The organism is Dietzia cercidiphylli, assembly GCF_014145145.1.
Classification (GTDB): Bacteria; Actinomycetota; Actinomycetes; order Mycobacteriales; family Mycobacteriaceae; genus Dietzia; species Dietzia natronolimnaea.
In genome coordinates this window covers 1-14,151 of the sequence record NZ_JAALEA010000059.1, presented here as the reverse complement: position 1 = coordinate 14,151, position 14,151 = coordinate 1, and the positions used below count along the sequence as shown (strand labels likewise).

Below are 14,151 nucleotides of genomic sequence, written 5' to 3'. Positions count from 1 at the left end.
TCAGAACTCTGCTTTCCGAAGCACGTCCCTAACAGTCCAGGACCGAGTGCACGAAGGCGTGGCCCATCTTCGGATTGCGGTGGCAGTTGCGGGCCTTGCCCGGGGTGGCGGCGCGGTTGCGGTCGCCTTGGCGTCGGCCGACGAACCGCCAGCCACCACCGTCGGGGATCTGCCCGAACTTCTTGACGTCCACGTGCACCAGATCCCCGGGCCGCGGGTGTTCGTAGCGGCGCACGGGTTCACCGGTCGCCCGGTCGCAGTACGATAGTCGGTTCAGCCGGCACCGGACCAGGATCTGGTGCGCGGTCGAGGGCGCGAGGCCACACAGTGCGGCCAGTTGGACCGGCCCCAGGCGTTTGCGTAAGCGCAGCGAGACCAGCCTTTTGGTCACCGCGGGACAGGTTTTGGCGGGGCTCGAGTGCGGCCGGCTGGAGCGATCGGTCATGGGCTCACCGGCGCGGTACCGGTCGGCCCAGCGTTTGACCGTGGGCCAGGAGCACTGGAACCGGGCAGCGACTTCGGTGATCGGCACGCCGTGATCCACAACGAGTTGCGCGACACGGAGACGGTGACGCGGGGTCAATGCCGCGTTAGCGTGGGACATGAAGGCTTCCTGTTCGGTGAAGTGTTTCCTAGACAGCTCCACTCCACCGCAGGAAGCCTTCCTACGTCACCGGATCACACTCTCTCGACCAACGTCTCCGGTCAGTACAGTTAGGCCTGCGGATTCTAGCTAGCTAGCCCGCGTTCTTGAATGCTTCGAATCTTGCGGATAGTCGTTCACGGTCGGGCTGCTCTTGACCCCGCCGCGGGATCCAGAGTTCGCGTTGATCCATCTTCTGAAGTCCGTAGTTCAACATCGGCCCGTCCACCTCAGCGAGAACGTCATCGTTAATATGGACGATGTAATCGGGCGAGATACCGAGAATATTCTCGTCGTACGCTGCATGGTGGATCTTGCATAGAGTCAGGCCGTTTGTGACGACTGGCGAGCCTTCGTCGGCGGAGTCTGCAATTATGTGAGCCGCGTCCAAGAGCGGCACCTTCCTCAGGACGCAAACGGCGCAACGCTCGTCGTATGCCCTAAGCACGCGTGCGCGAAATTCGGGCTGATGAAGACGTTGTCGTGAGATCCTCTCGGCGTAAAGGCGCTGGGCTTCGGACTGATCTGCGGGGTCGGGAAGGAAGCGCAAACTTTCGTCGAGAGCGAGCAGGAACCGTCGATGTTCTGGTTCTTCTTTCACGACATAGACCGGCATGATGGGTACGAAGTGGCCTCCTGCCACTTTGCGGAGCATCACAATTGGCAATTGGAGCCTCATGGCCTCCCGCAACTTGCTGTTGGAACCGCCCTGCGGGTTTTGCCCGGCCGGGCGTTTCTCATAGGAGTAACGGTACAGCGAACCACCGTGGTCACCGTCGTCGTATTCGCCGTCTGGATTACTGACGATTGTTAAGGTCGCGGCATAGGCGCTCGGGTTCCAGATCCCCTTCGATGTGTCGATGATTCGCTCGGGTCCCCAGCCAAAGTCCAGCCGGCTGAGCCACTCCCGCGTGAGAGTGGGGCTAACGGCGTACTCGGAGGCCAGCGCATGCATCAGGGCGTTGCGCTTACTTATCTCATCCGACAGGTCTAACACATGTACAGGATGCCACTAGGTAGCAGCAGCCGACCGAAATTTGGTCATCCTGAGCCATGGGGCACGCCGGTTTTGATGAGCTTAGCTACTGCAGGCAGGTCGGGAGCGGCCCAATCGAGAGTTGGCAGAGCGTCGGCGGGGAGCCAGCGCAAGTCGTCATGAACTGAGCTGCGGGTGGGCTCTTCTTCGGATGAGACGAGGTAGCAAGCCAAATCGATTACAAGATCGCCGACCGGAGTGGCTGTCCTATCGACGAGATCGCCCACGGATATGGAGATTCCAAGCTCTTCCCGTATCTCGCGAGCTAAGGCGTGCTCGGGGGTCTCGTCGTCGTCGATCTTCCCGCCGGGAAACTCCCACTTGCCGGCCGCGGACTTGCCTGGCGCGCGCTTACAAGCGAGTACCTCGCCGTCCCGATAGAACACTGCCGCCACTACTTCGATCCGTGGCAATTGAGCTCCCTTGTCAGCGCGATTCACATTCGGGAGTAGACATTATCTGCAGCGGAGATACTTACTCAGCCATATCGCCCCAGTCGGTGAATCCCGACGGGTCGTGCCGGCCTAGGTTGGCGTGCTCGAACAGGCCCCGGCCCACGTCGTCGTTGCAGGTCGCGCGGGCCACGTGGTCGATGGTGTTGAACGGCAGCATGGAGACGACGTCCGGTGCGGTCATGTCGTAGGTGACCGATTCGCTCCAGTCGCGGCCCATCCAGCGCCCGTGCGACCACGCCGGGTCGCCCACGTAGCCGGAGCCCATGCTCAGCGGGACCCCGAGGAGTGTCTCGACCTCAAGCAGCAGCGGCTCGCCGCGCGGGGTCGTCAGGTGCAGCCGGGCGCACTCCGGGTGGCGGGTGCCGCTGCGGTAGTCGACCTCCAACCGCGGCCAGCCCAACTGCTCGATCCGCCCGTCTGCGAGCGCGATCAATCGGCGATGAGCCGGGCGAGCATGGCGTGGTGGAGGACGTACTCGTCCGGGCTCGCGGGTGCCTCCTGCTCACCGAAGTGGATACGACGACGAGTGATCCGCGACAGGATGATGGCCTGCCGCAGCCCCGCGTAGACGTAGTAGAACGGCAGGTCCCGGACCGTGGAGCCGGTGAGCTGCTCGTACTGCTCGACGACCTCGCCGTGGTCGAAGAGGTCCGGGATGCCGGGGAAGTCGAAGGCGACCGCGAGCTCCTGGAACAGGTCGTGGAAGTACAGAAACCACCCGAGGTCGACCTCGGCCGGAGCGATGGCCGCCATCTCCCAGTCCAGCACGGCCGTGGGGGTGGTGCCCTCGTAGAGGATGTTGCCGATGCGGGCGTCGCCCCAGCTCAGTACATCGGGCCCGGTCTCGGCGGGCCAGTGGGCCTCGATCCAGTCGAAGGCGCGCTCGATCACCGGGATTGTCAGCCCGTCCTCGCGGATCGTCCACTCGTAGTAGGCGCGCTGCTCGTCCACGTGGGCCCGCAGCGCGCTCACGCCGGGCGCGGGCGCGAGCGACGACACCAACTCGGCGGGTTGCGGGATCTGATGAATGGCCGCCAGCACCGCGACGGACTCGCGCTGGAACTCACGCCGCCGCTCGGGGTCCATCTCCAGCAACCAGCCGTCGAAGACGTACGGGGGATTGTCGACCGGCGCGCGGCCGGTGGCGCGATCCATCACCAGGAAGGGCGTGCCGAGGATGGCCGGATCCTGCTCGAGCCAGCGGACACGGGGGACCGGCAGGTCGGTGTTCTCTCCTACCACCCGCATCACGTCGAACTGCTTGGCCAGGTCGTAGACGGGGAATACCGGAAACGCATCGTCCTGCGGACACATCCGGGCCACCAGCTGCGCCGACTGCGGCTCGGCCGTGCCCCCTGGCGAGGCCGGGCCGGCCGGGGTCCAGGTGGCGTCGAAGAGGACCGAGATGTTGGACATCCCCGAACTCTCCGGCCTGCTCACCGCCGAGACCTCGACACCTGCGGAGGCGTCGACCTCGTCGCGGGCCGCGAGCCAGGCGGTGAGGCGGTCGCGGAACTCGTCAAGGTCGGCCTCGCCCGAGGTCACCCGTTGGTGCAGTGGTTCGTCGGAGCGTGCGGTGGTCATGCGATCGTCGTCATGTGGTCGGACCCTTCGTACGGACCTGTTGCGCGGGCGGGACCCGCGATGAGCACAGTGTGACCCAGCGCACAATCCGAGGGATCTGAAATGCGCATCCCCGCAGTCGCCCACGCGGTCTGGGGCGGCGGACTTCGTCGTCGTCGTACTTTGTCGTCGTACTTCGACGCAGTGCTTCGCGGTAGTTCCCCGGACCGACAGGGGGTGGGGAGATCGGTGATCCGTCACCGACATGGGCGGATCGGTAGCCTCTGGGCGTGGGCCACCACGGCCCTTAATGCAACGGTGAACGTAGAAAAAGGTGTGTTGTGTCGGTCCCCTTGAGCATCCTCGACCTGGTCTCCATCTCGGAGGGCTCCACCGCGCGTGAGGGCATCGCCGCCTCGATGGAGTCCGCGCGCCTCGCCGACCGGCTCGGGTACCACCGGCTCTGGTTTGCCGAGCACCACAACACCCCCAACCTCGCGTCCAGCGCCACGGCACTGTTGATCTCGCAGGCGGCCTCGGTGACGGAGAAGATCCGCGTGGGCTCCGGCGGCGTGATGCTGCCCAACCACGCCCCGCTCATGGTGGCCGAGCAGTACGGCACGCTCGCCAACCTCCACGGTGACCGCATCGACCTGGGCCTGGGCCGCGCCCCCGGAACCGACGGGATGACCGCCCAGGCACTGAGCCGGTCGTCGGCCGAGCCGCAGGCCTTCGCTCAGCACATCTACGACCTGCAGGCGTGGTTCGGCGAGACCGGCACGGCGCACAGCACCCCGATCCTGTCGTCGGTCTCACAGGGCATGGAGGTGCCGATCTGGGTGCTCGGGTCCACCGTGAACGGCGCCTCGATCGCCGGGCAGTTGGGGCTGCCGTTCTCGCTGGCCTCGCATTTCGCGCCCGACCAGATCGACGACGCCATCCGCGTCTACCGCGACTCGTTCAGCACCGAGGCGCCCACCGCGCGGATTGACAAGCCCCAGGTGATGGCCGGCATCAACGTCGTCGTGGCCGACACGGACGAGGAGGCGCAGCGGCAGTTCACCACCCTGCAGCAGATGTTCCTCGACCTGCGGGCCGGGCGCAGCCGCAAGATCCAGCCGCCCGTCGACCCGTCGGAGTTCGCCGGCAGCACGCCCGCGATGCTCGAGATCAGCGCAGTCGGCTCGCCTGCGACGGTCAAGGCGCAGCTCGAGGAGTTCGTCGAGCGCACCGACGCCGACGAGCTCATCACCGTCACCTACGCCTACGACCCGGCCGTGCGGAACCGGTCGATCGAGCTGCTCGCCGACCTCTGGTTCTAGTAGCGCGCCGAACCCGTGGAATTCCTCACCGTCCTCTTCCTCATCGGTATCACCGCCGAGGCGATGACCGGCGCGCTGGCCGCCGGTCGCGAGCGCATGGACCTGTTCGGGGTGGTGATCGTCGCGTGCGTCACCGCCATCGGCGGTGGCTCGATCCGGGACGTCCTGCTGGGCCACTATCCGCTCATCTGGGTGGAGAATCCGTCCTACCTCGCGTTGGTCGCGCTGGCCGCGGTCGTGACCGTGTTCGTCGCCCCGCTCATGCGGCACTTCAGGGTGCTCTTCCTCGGGCTCGACGCACTCGGGCTGACCGTCTTCGCGATCTTCGGTGCCCGGATCGCCCTCGAGATGGGCCACGGCGTCGTCATCGCCGTCGCCGCCGCGGTCATCACGGGCGTGTTCGGGGGAGTCATGCGTGACCTACTGTGCGACCGGGTGCCGCTCGTGTTCCGGCACGAGTTGTACGCCAGTGTCGCCATCCTGGCCGCGCTCGTCTACGTGGGCCTCGCGGCTGCGGGCGTCCCGGAGAACTGGGGCGCGGCGATCACCCTCGTCGTGGGGTTCGGCCTGCGAGTGGCCGCGATCCGCTTCAAGCTCTCACTACCGGTGTTCGACTACCAGGAGATCGAGCACCGTCGACGCGGACGTCGTCGGCACCGCTGGAGCCGGGTCTCGTCTGTGGACCTGGACTGACACATCGGGCGGGTGGTCGTGCCGCGGACGGGCTCACCGATTCGCTCATAGAAGAGTTCGGCGGTCTCCGGCCCGGGGATCGCGCGCGGGACGAGGCGGGTTACGTTCGTCTGACGCCGGTTGAGTGCAATTGTGGTGCCGACAATGTCACTCAAGGGGGCCTACAGTGACATTGTGAACCTGGAAATGTTCGTCAACGACGCGACGGGCGCGCTCGTGGATATCGCGGGCACCGACCCGCGCGTCGGCGACTGGCGCCATAAAGCGTTCGTTCCCGCGCGGCTTCCCGAGGGGATGCCAGAACTCACGATGCCCACCGTTCTGGCAGTGGGGAACGCTCGAGCGGCGTTGGCCTCCTTGGACAGCACCGCGCGACGCCTACCGGATCCGACCCTCCTCCGCGTCCCTACCCTTCGCCGTGAGGCGCACTCGACCTCCGCCTTGGAGGGCACGTACGCGCCCCTGGCGGAAGTGTTGGGGGCGGACGTGGAGGAACCCGGGTCCCCGGACCTCCTGGAGATTCTCAACTTCGAAGTGATGGCGAGCCTGGGTTTCGCATGGGCTGCGGACGGTCGCCCGCTGTCGACGACAATGTTGTACGACCTGCAAGGCGTGCTGATGAGGGGTGGGCCTCTCGAGGAGGTCTCAGGTCGGCTACGCGATACCCAGGTTGTCGTCGGCTTGAGGTCGGACGTGGACCCAGGCGGTCCGGCAATCATGCGAGCCCGCTTCGTTCCGGCACCTCCCGGCCCGCTCCTCGAGGCGGGACTGTCCGACCTCATCGACTGGATGCGAAATGACCACAGTGCGACGCTCGACCCCGTCGTCGCCGCGGCTATGTCGCACTACCAGTTCGAGACATTGCACCCGTTCCGCGACGGGAACGGTCGCCTCGGGAGATTTCTTATCGTCCTACACCTCCTCTCGATGGACGTCCTGGGCGAGCCGACTCTCACCGTGTCTCCGTGGTTCGAGGCTCGACGTGCCGAGTACTACGACGCCCTTCTCGGCGTGAGTACGCGGGGAGACTGGGACACCTACGTGGCGTTTTTCGCACGGGGACTCGAAGCTGCCGCGCGCACCACGCACACGCAGATGATCGAACTCGTCGGTGTGCAAGCCGAACTCAAGGAAATCGTCCGCGGGTCCCACTTGCGGTCTGCAACGCCGATCTCGGTAATCGACCTCGCCGTTGCTCATCCGACTTTCACGGTCCGCCACGTGGAACAGGCGCTGGGCGTCTCCTACGGGCGAGCCAACAAGGTTGTCGGGCAGCTGGTGGAGCTCGGTGTTCTCGCCTTTATCGACGCTGAGGCATACAAGCGCCGGGTATACGCCCCCCGCGTACACGACGTGATTCTCGGAAGGGGATAAAGAAGGGGCTCGACGCGCTCGGTGGGCCTTCCTCAACCGCGGAGGGCTCTCGCTCCAGCTTTCCGGCGGCGCAATGCGAACCGCTCGATCGAGCTGCTCGCAGACCTCTTGTTCTAGGCGCGCCCCCGGCCGCGCGCAGGCCCCGCCGTCCGGAGGCGCCCGGGCCCCGCCGCTGGTAGAACGGGGCATGGCCATCGACGCACTGGAACCCCACCCGCTCGTCCGACTAATCGGCACACCGACGGCCGACTTCACCGCCGCCGACCTCGTGCGGGCCGCCGAACAGCTGGAGCTGAGCCAGGTCAACCTGCGCTACGTCGGCGGCGACGGGCGGCTCAAGACGCTCGCCTTCCCCATCAATTCGCGCGAGCACCTCCACGAGGTGCTCACCCGCGGCGAGCGGGTGGACGGCTCGAGCGTCTTTCCCGGAACCGATACCGAGGCCAGCGACGTCTACATCGTCCCGCGCCACCGCACCGCCTTCCTCAACCCCTTCGGGGAACGCACCTCACTCGACGTGCTCTGCTCGTTCTATGCACCCGACGGCACGCCGCTGCCCTACGCGCGCGAGCAGGTCGTGCGCCGCGCCGCCGAGGTGTTGACGCGGGAGACCGGCATGACGCTCGAGGCCTTCGGTGAGCTGGAGTACTACCTCGCCGCCGAGCCCGAGCCGATCTACCCCGTCGAGTCCGAACGCGGCTACCAGGAGTCGGCGCCCTTCTCCAAGCACGAGCGGGTCCGCGAGCAGGTGCTGGGGCACCTCCGCGAGATGGGGGTCGCGATGAAATACGTCCACGGCGAGGTCGGCAACATCCTGGAGGACGACCGACAGCTGGTCCAGCACGAGATCGAACTCCAGCCCGTCCCCCTGGAGCAGGCCGCCGACGCCATCGTCCTGACCAAGTGGGTGGTGCGTCAGGTCGCCTACGCTCACGGCCTCGAGGCGACCTTCGCCCCGCTGGTGAGCGGCGACGGCGCGGGCAACGGACTGCACATCCACAGCCGCTTGGTGCGCGACGGCACCAACGTCATCGGCGACGACGCCGGCATCACCGACACCGCGCGCAGACTGATCGCCGGCTACCTCTCGGCCGCCCGGGCACTGTCCGCGTTCGGCAACACGGTCCCCACTTCGTACCTGCGGTTCGCCGAGGGCGACGAGTCGCCCGAGGACATCTGCTGGGGTATGCAGGACCGCACCGGCCTGGTCCGGGTCCCGCTGGCCTGGGGCGGCAACGTCCTGGGCGACATGGTCGCTCACGCCAACCCCGGCAGCACCGAGCCCGTCCCCGAGCCCGCCACGCACCCCCAGACCATCGAGTTCCGGCTCGGCGACGGCTCAGCCGACGTGCACCTGCTCCTGGCGGGCATGGCCGTCGCGGCCAGGCGCGGGCTCGACGACCCCGGCAGCCTGCAGCAGGCCGAGCGCCTCAACGCCGCCGACGGCGAGGACTTCGAGACCCTGCCCACCTCGTGCGCGGAAGCGGCCGACGTGCTGGAGGCCGAGCGGGAGATGTTCGAGGCCGACGGTGTGTTCCCCGCCGCGCTCCTCGACTCGGTGCTCGCGGGGCTACGCGGTGATGACGACGACGACGATGACGACGACAACGACGACGACGAGGTGGGCGACTCCGGAAGCGGAGAGGCCGACCGGGATGAGCTCATCCGCCGTCACTGGCACGTCGGCTGACCCCGCCCGGTCGGCGAGGTGGCACTACCGGCCGTGCAGCTCCCGGGGCTCAGCTCAGCGGCTGATCTCCGCCCACAGTGCCCGGACCCGGCCGTCGATCTCCTCGACGATCCGGCGGACGGTGTCCTCGGACTCGCCCCGGGGGTCGACCAGGTCCCAGTCCAGGTAGTTCTTGCCCGGGTAGACGGGGCACGCGTCGCCACAGCCCATGGTGATCACATAGTCGGCCGCGCGGACCACGTCATCGGTCAGTGGCTTGGGGAACGCCCCGGCCATGTCGATTCCCCGGGATTCCAGCTCGGCGAGGACCCGCGGATCCACCTCCGAGCCGGGGAGTGAGCCGGCAGACCGGACCTCCACGTCGGCGCCGGCATGATGCCGCAACAGGGCCGCGGCGATCTGGGAACGGCCGGCGTTCTGGACGCAGACGAACAGCACCTGGGGGACCGCGGACTCGAGCTTGCCCTGGGCGAGTGCCAGAGCCCGGAGCCGATCGGCCGCGAAGTGCTGGGCCAGTGCCGCGAGATGCGTCCTGACCTTCGCCGTGCGGCCCAGCGTCGCGTAGGACTCGAACACGTACCGCTCGACGGTCTCCGGCGAGAAGATCCCCTCGTATGTCATGGCGAGTCTCTCGGCGGCGCGGTGCAGGACGTGGACGTCCAGCTCGGGGGTGTCGGTGATCATGATGGGCCCTTTCAGCTTGAGATGGAGCCGGAGGTCACGCCGATGGAGATCAGGTCAGGGCAGCCGCTACGACTCGGTCTCGAGCAGTTCGGAGATCAGCGCGGTGACCCGCCGCTTGATCTCGTCGCGGATGGGGCGGACGGCCTCGATTCCCTGGCCTGCCGGGTCCGCCAAGTCCCAGTCCTCGTACCGCTTGCCGGGGAAGACCGGGCACGCGTCACCGCAGCCCATGGTGATGACCACGTCGGACGCGCGGACGGCGTCGGTGGTGAGGATCTTCGGCGTGGCCGAGGTGATGTCGACGCCGTCCTCGGCCATCACCTCGACGGCGACCGGGTTGATCTGATCCTTGGGTGCCGACCCGGCCGACAGGACGTCGATTCGTCCTCCGGCCAGGTGAGACAGGTAGCCGGCGGCCATCTGGGAGCGCCCTGCGTTGTGGACGCAGACGAACAGCACGCGGGGCCTGGAATCGGTCAGCTCTGCGAGCAGGGTGCGGACGCGGCGATCGATGTCGTCGCGGACCAGACGCATCCGCTCCATGCCCTCGATGCCCCGGTGCGACGGCTCGTCGGTGCGCCAGATTTCGAGCGCGCTGACCTCGTCGTCGTCGATCTCCCCGGCGGCCTCGTCGCCCAGGACGATCACCCGGTCCACCTGTCGCAGCAGGTCGGGGTCGATGGCCGTGGGGGTCTCGCCGGACATGTCGGCGCCGACCTCGGCGACCGCCTCCGCGGCGAGCGCGTTGACCGCCGAGCCGGGCGTCGTGCCCGCCGAATGGACGGCGACGGCGTCGCCAGCGTGCAGGCGCATGAGCGCCGCCGCCATCTGGGATTTGCCGCCGTTCTTCACGCACACGAACAGAACGCTGGGGACGTGGTGCGCCTGCTGCTCCGCGGTCATGAGCGGGTCCCGGTCACCGAACGATCGGGCAGGGTCGGGTCGCCCGGGAAGAGTTTCGGTCCGGCCCACAGGGCGACGTGGACGAGCCCGATGAGGACCGGGACCTCGATGAGCGGCCCGACCACGCCCGCGAGGGCCTGGCCGGAGGCGATGCCGAAGGTGCCGATCGACACCGCGATCGCCAGTTCGAAGTTGTTGCCCGACGCGGTGAAGGCCACGCTGGTCGATTTGGCGTAGTTCAGTCCCACCGCCCGCGAGGCGAACAGGCTGACGAGGAACATGAGGACGAAGTACAGCAGGAGGGGCACGGCCATCCGCGCCACGTCGAGCGGCTGGGAGGTGATGGCATCGCCCTGCATGGCGAACAGCAACACGATCGTGAACAGCAGCCCGTAGAGGGCCCACGGGCCGATCCGGGGGAGGAACGTCTCCTCGTACCACTCCCGGCCCCTGGCCCGCTCGCCGAACACTCGGGTGAGGAAGCCGGCCAGCAGCGGGATGCCGAGGAACACCAACACCGAGAGCACGATCGCCCACACCGAGAACTCGGCCGTCGTGGTCTCCAGCCCCAGCCAGGAGGGCAGAAGCTGCAGGTAGAACCAGCCCAGGGCGCCGAACGCGACGACCTGGAACACCGAGTTGATCGCCACCAGCACCGCCGCGGCCTCGCGGTCCCCGCAGGCCAGGTCGTTCCAGATGAACACCATGGCGATGCAGCGGGCCAGGCCCACGATGATCAGCCCGGTACGGAACTCCGGCAGGTCGGGTAGGAAGACCCACGCGAGGGTGAACATGAACGCCGGGCCGAGCACCCAGTTGAGCACCAGTGACAGGGTGAGGAGTCTGCGGTCGCCGGTCACCCGGTGCGTCTCGTCGTAGCGGACCTTGGCCAGGACCGGGTACATCATCACCAGCAGCCCGATGGCGATCGGGACGGAGATCCCACCGACCTTCACCGAGTCCAGGGCCCGGTCGAGGCCGGGGATGAACCGTCCGAGCAGCAAGCCGACGGCCATCGCTGCGAGAATCCAGAGCGCCAGCCAGCGGTCGAGGAAGGACATGTTCTTGGCGACCGGTGCCGCACCGGGTCCGGTCGTGGTGATGCTCATCCGGGCGGAACTCCTCGGATCGATGAATGTCTATGGGTGGGAGGCTAGGCCGTCATATCGGCGAGTGTCAATGTATTGTCGGGGCAGATAAATGGTCAGGGCAAGTGGGGTGACGATGACATCAGCGGAGATCGGTCTGGCGGCCCCAGCGCAGGATGGCTGCTGCTCCATGTCGACCGGACCCGTCGACGTGGCCACGGCGGAGCGGATGGCGGTCCGGCTCAAGGCGCTGGCCGACCCGACGCGGCTGCGGCTGCTGTCCCATATCGCGGCGCAGGGGTGCGACTCGGTGTGCGCGTGCGACCTGCTGGAGGTGGTCGACATCAGCCAGCCGACGATAAGCCACCACCTGAAGAAGCTCGTGGACGCGGGGCTGCTGGTCCGTGAGCAGCGCGGAAAGTGGGCGCACTACACAGTGGTGCGGGAGATGTTCGACGAGCTACGCGGCTTCCTCGATCTGGCCTGACAGGCCAGGGTGGGCCCGTCGGCACCGGGGGAGTCGGCTGATGGAATCGTCGCTCTACCGTGTGGGACGCCCGTAGGGCGTAGTGGCTCCGGATCTGTGGTGCTCGCGCATGGCACGGAAGTGCTCTGCGGCGTCGCGGGCAGGGCGGACGCCCTGGGTGGCGACGAGGTGTCCGTCGGCGAAGTCTGCAGCAGGATGCACGGCGTGTCGAAGCTGGTCAGCGAGGTAGTCGGGCCGACCGTACAGGGACATGTGGCGAGCGGCATGGGCTGCTGCGGCATCGACGTCGGCCCAATCGACAGCCCAGCCGGCGTGACGAAACATCTGATCGAAGAACACGCGTTGGCTGCGGCTGTTGCCGTCGCGGAACGGGTGGACGAGGGTCAGTTCGGACCAGTGCGCGGCGATGGTGTCGGTGGCGACACCAGGGTCGGTGGTGCTGGGTGGCCGTGAGGCGATCAGGCCGAAGACCCGGTCGAGCTCGTCCGGGAGAAACTGTGGCCGGGCGTGAGGAATACCGAACGCGGCGGTGTCGCTGTTGCGAAGCTCGCCAGCCCAGTCGTAGACGTCTTGGAGAATGTAGCGGTGGATCGCGCGTAAATGGGCGAAGTCGAACCTGCCAGCCACGGGATGCTGTTCGAGTTCGAGTACCCGGCTGGCGGCAAGAAGGCGTTCGTATTGTTGTAGTTCTTCCGGATCAGTGATGCCAAGAAGGTTGCGAAGAACCCCCGAGGGGTCCGCATACGGATCGCGGGGGTTCACTCGTGTCAGGACCGGCGGAGGGTGGCCAGCAATTCGGCACGGGCCTGATCTCCGGTCAGTTCGCCGTCCGCCTGGCGGCGGAGAATTGCCAGTTCGGCCGTGGACAGGTCCATTCCGGCCATGCGGTGCCCGGCAACAACGCCAGCGAGTGCCTGATCAGTGGTGGGGCGAATGCGGGTGGACAGGGTGTCCTCCTTGCCTCGTCGTCCGCCTTATTCTACCTGCTCAGGAAAGATTGGCTAGTGCTCGAGCATCTGGGTGAGACACTGCGATATGAGGACGGCGAAAGGCGTTGGCCTGCACGGCTCCGCGCTGAATCGTCCGGGCTCGCGGAGGTCCGAGGCACTTCTGCGGGTCAGTAGCGTGGACTATGCTGGGGTTTATGGACGGTGATGGGGCGACCAAGGCCGAGCGCACCCAACGGCGCGTGCGGGCGATTCGCTCAATTCGCCGGAGTAGCGAGCTTGAAGGGGCTTCCAGTACGGGTGCCACCCGAGCGGACCAACTCGCCTACGCGCGCGGCACGATCAGCGCCGCTGAGCTAGGGGACCGCGTCCGGCGTCGTTACAACGTCGGCTAATCGGGTGGGCCATCCGTGGGGGGCTGGCAGCCACGAAGAGAACTGGCCTGGTTACTTCATCCCGGGCACGACAGTGCTCCGAAATAAGCTTGGTATCGCCTCAGTCGAGGTCCTGCGCGATGCCGAGAACGACCTGGTCGAGGCGCGGCTCATCGAACTTCGTGAGTTCCCTCGACTATTGGGTGAACGCACCTACGACCTGACGTTATTGCAGGCCATCCATCGCCATCTCTTCCAGGATGTCTACGAATGGGCCGGGCATCTACGAACCGTCGGGATCGAGAAGGCTGACGAGGCATTCTGCCCACCAAACTCGATCGCGGTGCCGATGGCGCACGTGGCCAACCGAATCAATGAGTCGAAACGGCTGGCGCTGGTTTAACGACAGAGTCTCCCGGGAACTGGGGCCTACCTCTACGACTACACCAACTTCGCGCACCCGTTTCGAGAGGGGAATGGACGCGCAACGCGGGAGTTCTTTGATCTGCTGCTGTCCGAGACGGGCGTCGGACTGGACTGGCAGGCGACCGAGTCAGAGGAACTACACGGAGCTTGCCATGCGGCGAGATCCAGGGGTGACCTTGAACGAATGGAGAAGATGTTCGCGAAGATCATTGACGCAGAACCCGCTTACGAGTTCTGACGTTCTCTGATCTGAAGGCGGTAAGGAGCTGGCATCTGAGCCACGCCGGAGCGGCCCGGGCGAACTCAGCGGGCGAGAGCATCCCGGCTCCCGCGGGCACCCGGCCCAGCACCGGGATGCCGGTCAGCCTCGGGAGGTCCTCAAGGTTGCACCGTTCTGCGAGGCTCGGGTCGAAGGGCCAGGAACCGATGACGATCCCGGCACAGTGCAGCCCCGCGGCCTCGACTG

Annotated in this window: 14 protein-coding genes and 4 pseudogenes; 7 read left to right on the top strand and 11 right to left on the bottom strand. The window is 66.8% G+C overall.

Annotation, left to right across the window (positions count from 1 at the left end; all coding sequences use genetic code 11):
- Positions 1-34 precede the first annotated feature (34 nt).
- The 5 genes and pseudogenes from G6028_RS02955 to G6028_RS02935 all read right to left on the bottom strand — a co-directional run.
- A pseudogene (locus tag G6028_RS02955) lies at positions 35-604 on the bottom strand (helix-turn-helix domain-containing protein); the annotation flags it as partial.
- A gap of 133 nt (positions 605-737) precedes the next feature.
- Positions 738-1,640, bottom strand: a complete 903-nt coding sequence (locus G6028_RS02950) for an HNH endonuclease (RefSeq protein WP_338404132.1) — start codon at positions 1,638-1,640, stop codon at positions 738-740.
- Positions 1,641-1,684: 44 nt separating this feature from the next.
- Positions 1,685-2,074: a (deoxy)nucleoside triphosphate pyrophosphohydrolase gene (locus G6028_RS02945; RefSeq protein WP_338404131.1), complete on the bottom strand. Its 390-nt coding sequence runs from the start codon at positions 2,072-2,074 to the stop codon at positions 1,685-1,687.
- A 79-nt stretch (positions 2,075-2,153) separates the two neighbouring features.
- Entirely contained in the window at positions 2,154-2,567 is a 414-nt protein-coding gene (locus tag G6028_RS02940; protein WP_182657997.1) for a hypothetical protein, read from the bottom strand.
- Entirely contained in the window at positions 2,564-3,718 is a 1,155-nt protein-coding gene (locus G6028_RS02935) for a phosphotransferase family protein (protein WP_194306787.1), read from the bottom strand. Before G6028_RS02935 ends, G6028_RS02940 begins: the two co-directional genes overlap by 4 nt.
- A 320-nt stretch (positions 3,719-4,038) precedes the next feature.
- Between G6028_RS02935 and G6028_RS02930 the strand changes: the two genes are divergently transcribed.
- The 4 genes from G6028_RS02930 (at position 4,039) to G6028_RS02915 (ending at position 8,776) form a co-directional block, all read left to right on the top strand.
- A complete protein-coding gene (locus tag G6028_RS02930) occupies positions 4,039-5,019 on the top strand; it encodes an MsnO8 family LLM class oxidoreductase (RefSeq protein ID WP_182657996.1) in 981 nt (326 codons plus the stop codon).
- 63 nt (positions 5,020-5,082) lie between these two features.
- Positions 5,083-5,712, top strand: coding sequence for a trimeric intracellular cation channel family protein (locus G6028_RS18020; protein ID WP_194306789.1), 630 nt, complete (start codon positions 5,083-5,085; stop codon positions 5,710-5,712).
- Positions 5,713-5,856: 144 nt separating this feature from the next.
- Positions 5,857-7,086 carry a Fic family protein gene (locus G6028_RS02920; RefSeq protein ID WP_194306786.1) on the top strand — a complete coding sequence of 410 codons (1,230 nt, stop codon included), beginning with the start codon at positions 5,857-5,859 and terminating at the stop codon, positions 7,084-7,086.
- A gap of 187 nt (positions 7,087-7,273) precedes the next feature.
- Complete coding sequence (locus tag G6028_RS02915; RefSeq protein ID WP_182657994.1) at positions 7,274-8,776, top strand: glutamine synthetase beta-grasp domain-containing protein; 1,503 nt, start codon at positions 7,274-7,276, stop codon at positions 8,774-8,776.
- A gap of 54 nt (positions 8,777-8,830) precedes the next feature.
- On the opposite strand, the gene G6028_RS02910 is transcribed toward G6028_RS02915, so the two are convergent.
- From G6028_RS02910 to arsB, 4 genes and pseudogenes are all read right to left on the bottom strand, one after another.
- On the bottom strand, positions 8,831-9,460 hold the full coding sequence (locus G6028_RS02910; protein WP_182657993.1) for an arsenate reductase ArsC: 630 nt from the start codon (positions 9,458-9,460) through the stop codon (positions 8,831-8,833).
- 66 nt (positions 9,461-9,526) lie between these two features.
- The gene (locus tag G6028_RS17560) at positions 9,527-9,919 is read right to left on the bottom strand and encodes an arsenate reductase ArsC (RefSeq protein WP_425551902.1); all 393 of its coding nucleotides are present in this window, start codon (positions 9,917-9,919) and stop codon (positions 9,527-9,529) included.
- 39 nt (positions 9,920-9,958) lie between these two features.
- Positions 9,959-10,363: pseudogene (locus tag G6028_RS17555) on the bottom strand (arsenate-mycothiol transferase ArsC); the annotation flags it as partial.
- Positions 10,360-11,472 carry an ACR3 family arsenite efflux transporter gene (gene arsB, locus G6028_RS02900; protein ID WP_182657991.1) on the bottom strand — a complete coding sequence of 371 codons (1,113 nt, stop codon included), beginning with the start codon at positions 11,470-11,472 and terminating at the stop codon, positions 10,360-10,362. The pseudogene G6028_RS17555 and the gene arsB, both read right to left, overlap by 4 nt.
- A 169-nt stretch (positions 11,473-11,641) precedes the next feature.
- On the opposite strand from arsB, the gene G6028_RS02895 reads away from it, so the two are divergent.
- On the top strand, positions 11,642-11,938 hold the full coding sequence (locus G6028_RS02895) for an ArsR/SmtB family transcription factor (protein WP_182657990.1): 297 nt from the start codon (positions 11,642-11,644) through the stop codon (positions 11,936-11,938).
- Positions 11,939-11,992: 54 nt separating this feature from the next.
- Here the strand turns inward: G6028_RS02895 and G6028_RS02890 are convergent, their stop codons facing one another.
- A complete protein-coding gene (locus G6028_RS02890) occupies positions 11,993-12,700 on the bottom strand; it encodes a Fic family protein (RefSeq protein ID WP_182657989.1) in 708 nt (235 codons plus the stop codon).
- Positions 12,701-13,082: 382 nt separating this feature from the next.
- Between G6028_RS02890 and G6028_RS02880 the strand changes: the two genes are divergently transcribed.
- Positions 13,083-13,280: an antitoxin VbhA family protein gene (locus G6028_RS02880; RefSeq protein ID WP_182657988.1), complete on the top strand. Its 198-nt coding sequence runs from the start codon at positions 13,083-13,085 to the stop codon at positions 13,278-13,280.
- 4 nt (positions 13,281-13,284) lie between these two features.
- Positions 13,285-13,923: pseudogene (locus tag G6028_RS02875) on the top strand (Fic/DOC family protein).
- Here G6028_RS02875 and G6028_RS17550 read toward each other — a convergent pair.
- A pseudogene (locus G6028_RS17550) lies at positions 13,892-14,151 on the bottom strand (ATP-dependent dethiobiotin synthetase BioD); the annotation flags it as partial. The pseudogenes G6028_RS02875 and G6028_RS17550 sit on opposite strands and share 32 nt — an antisense overlap.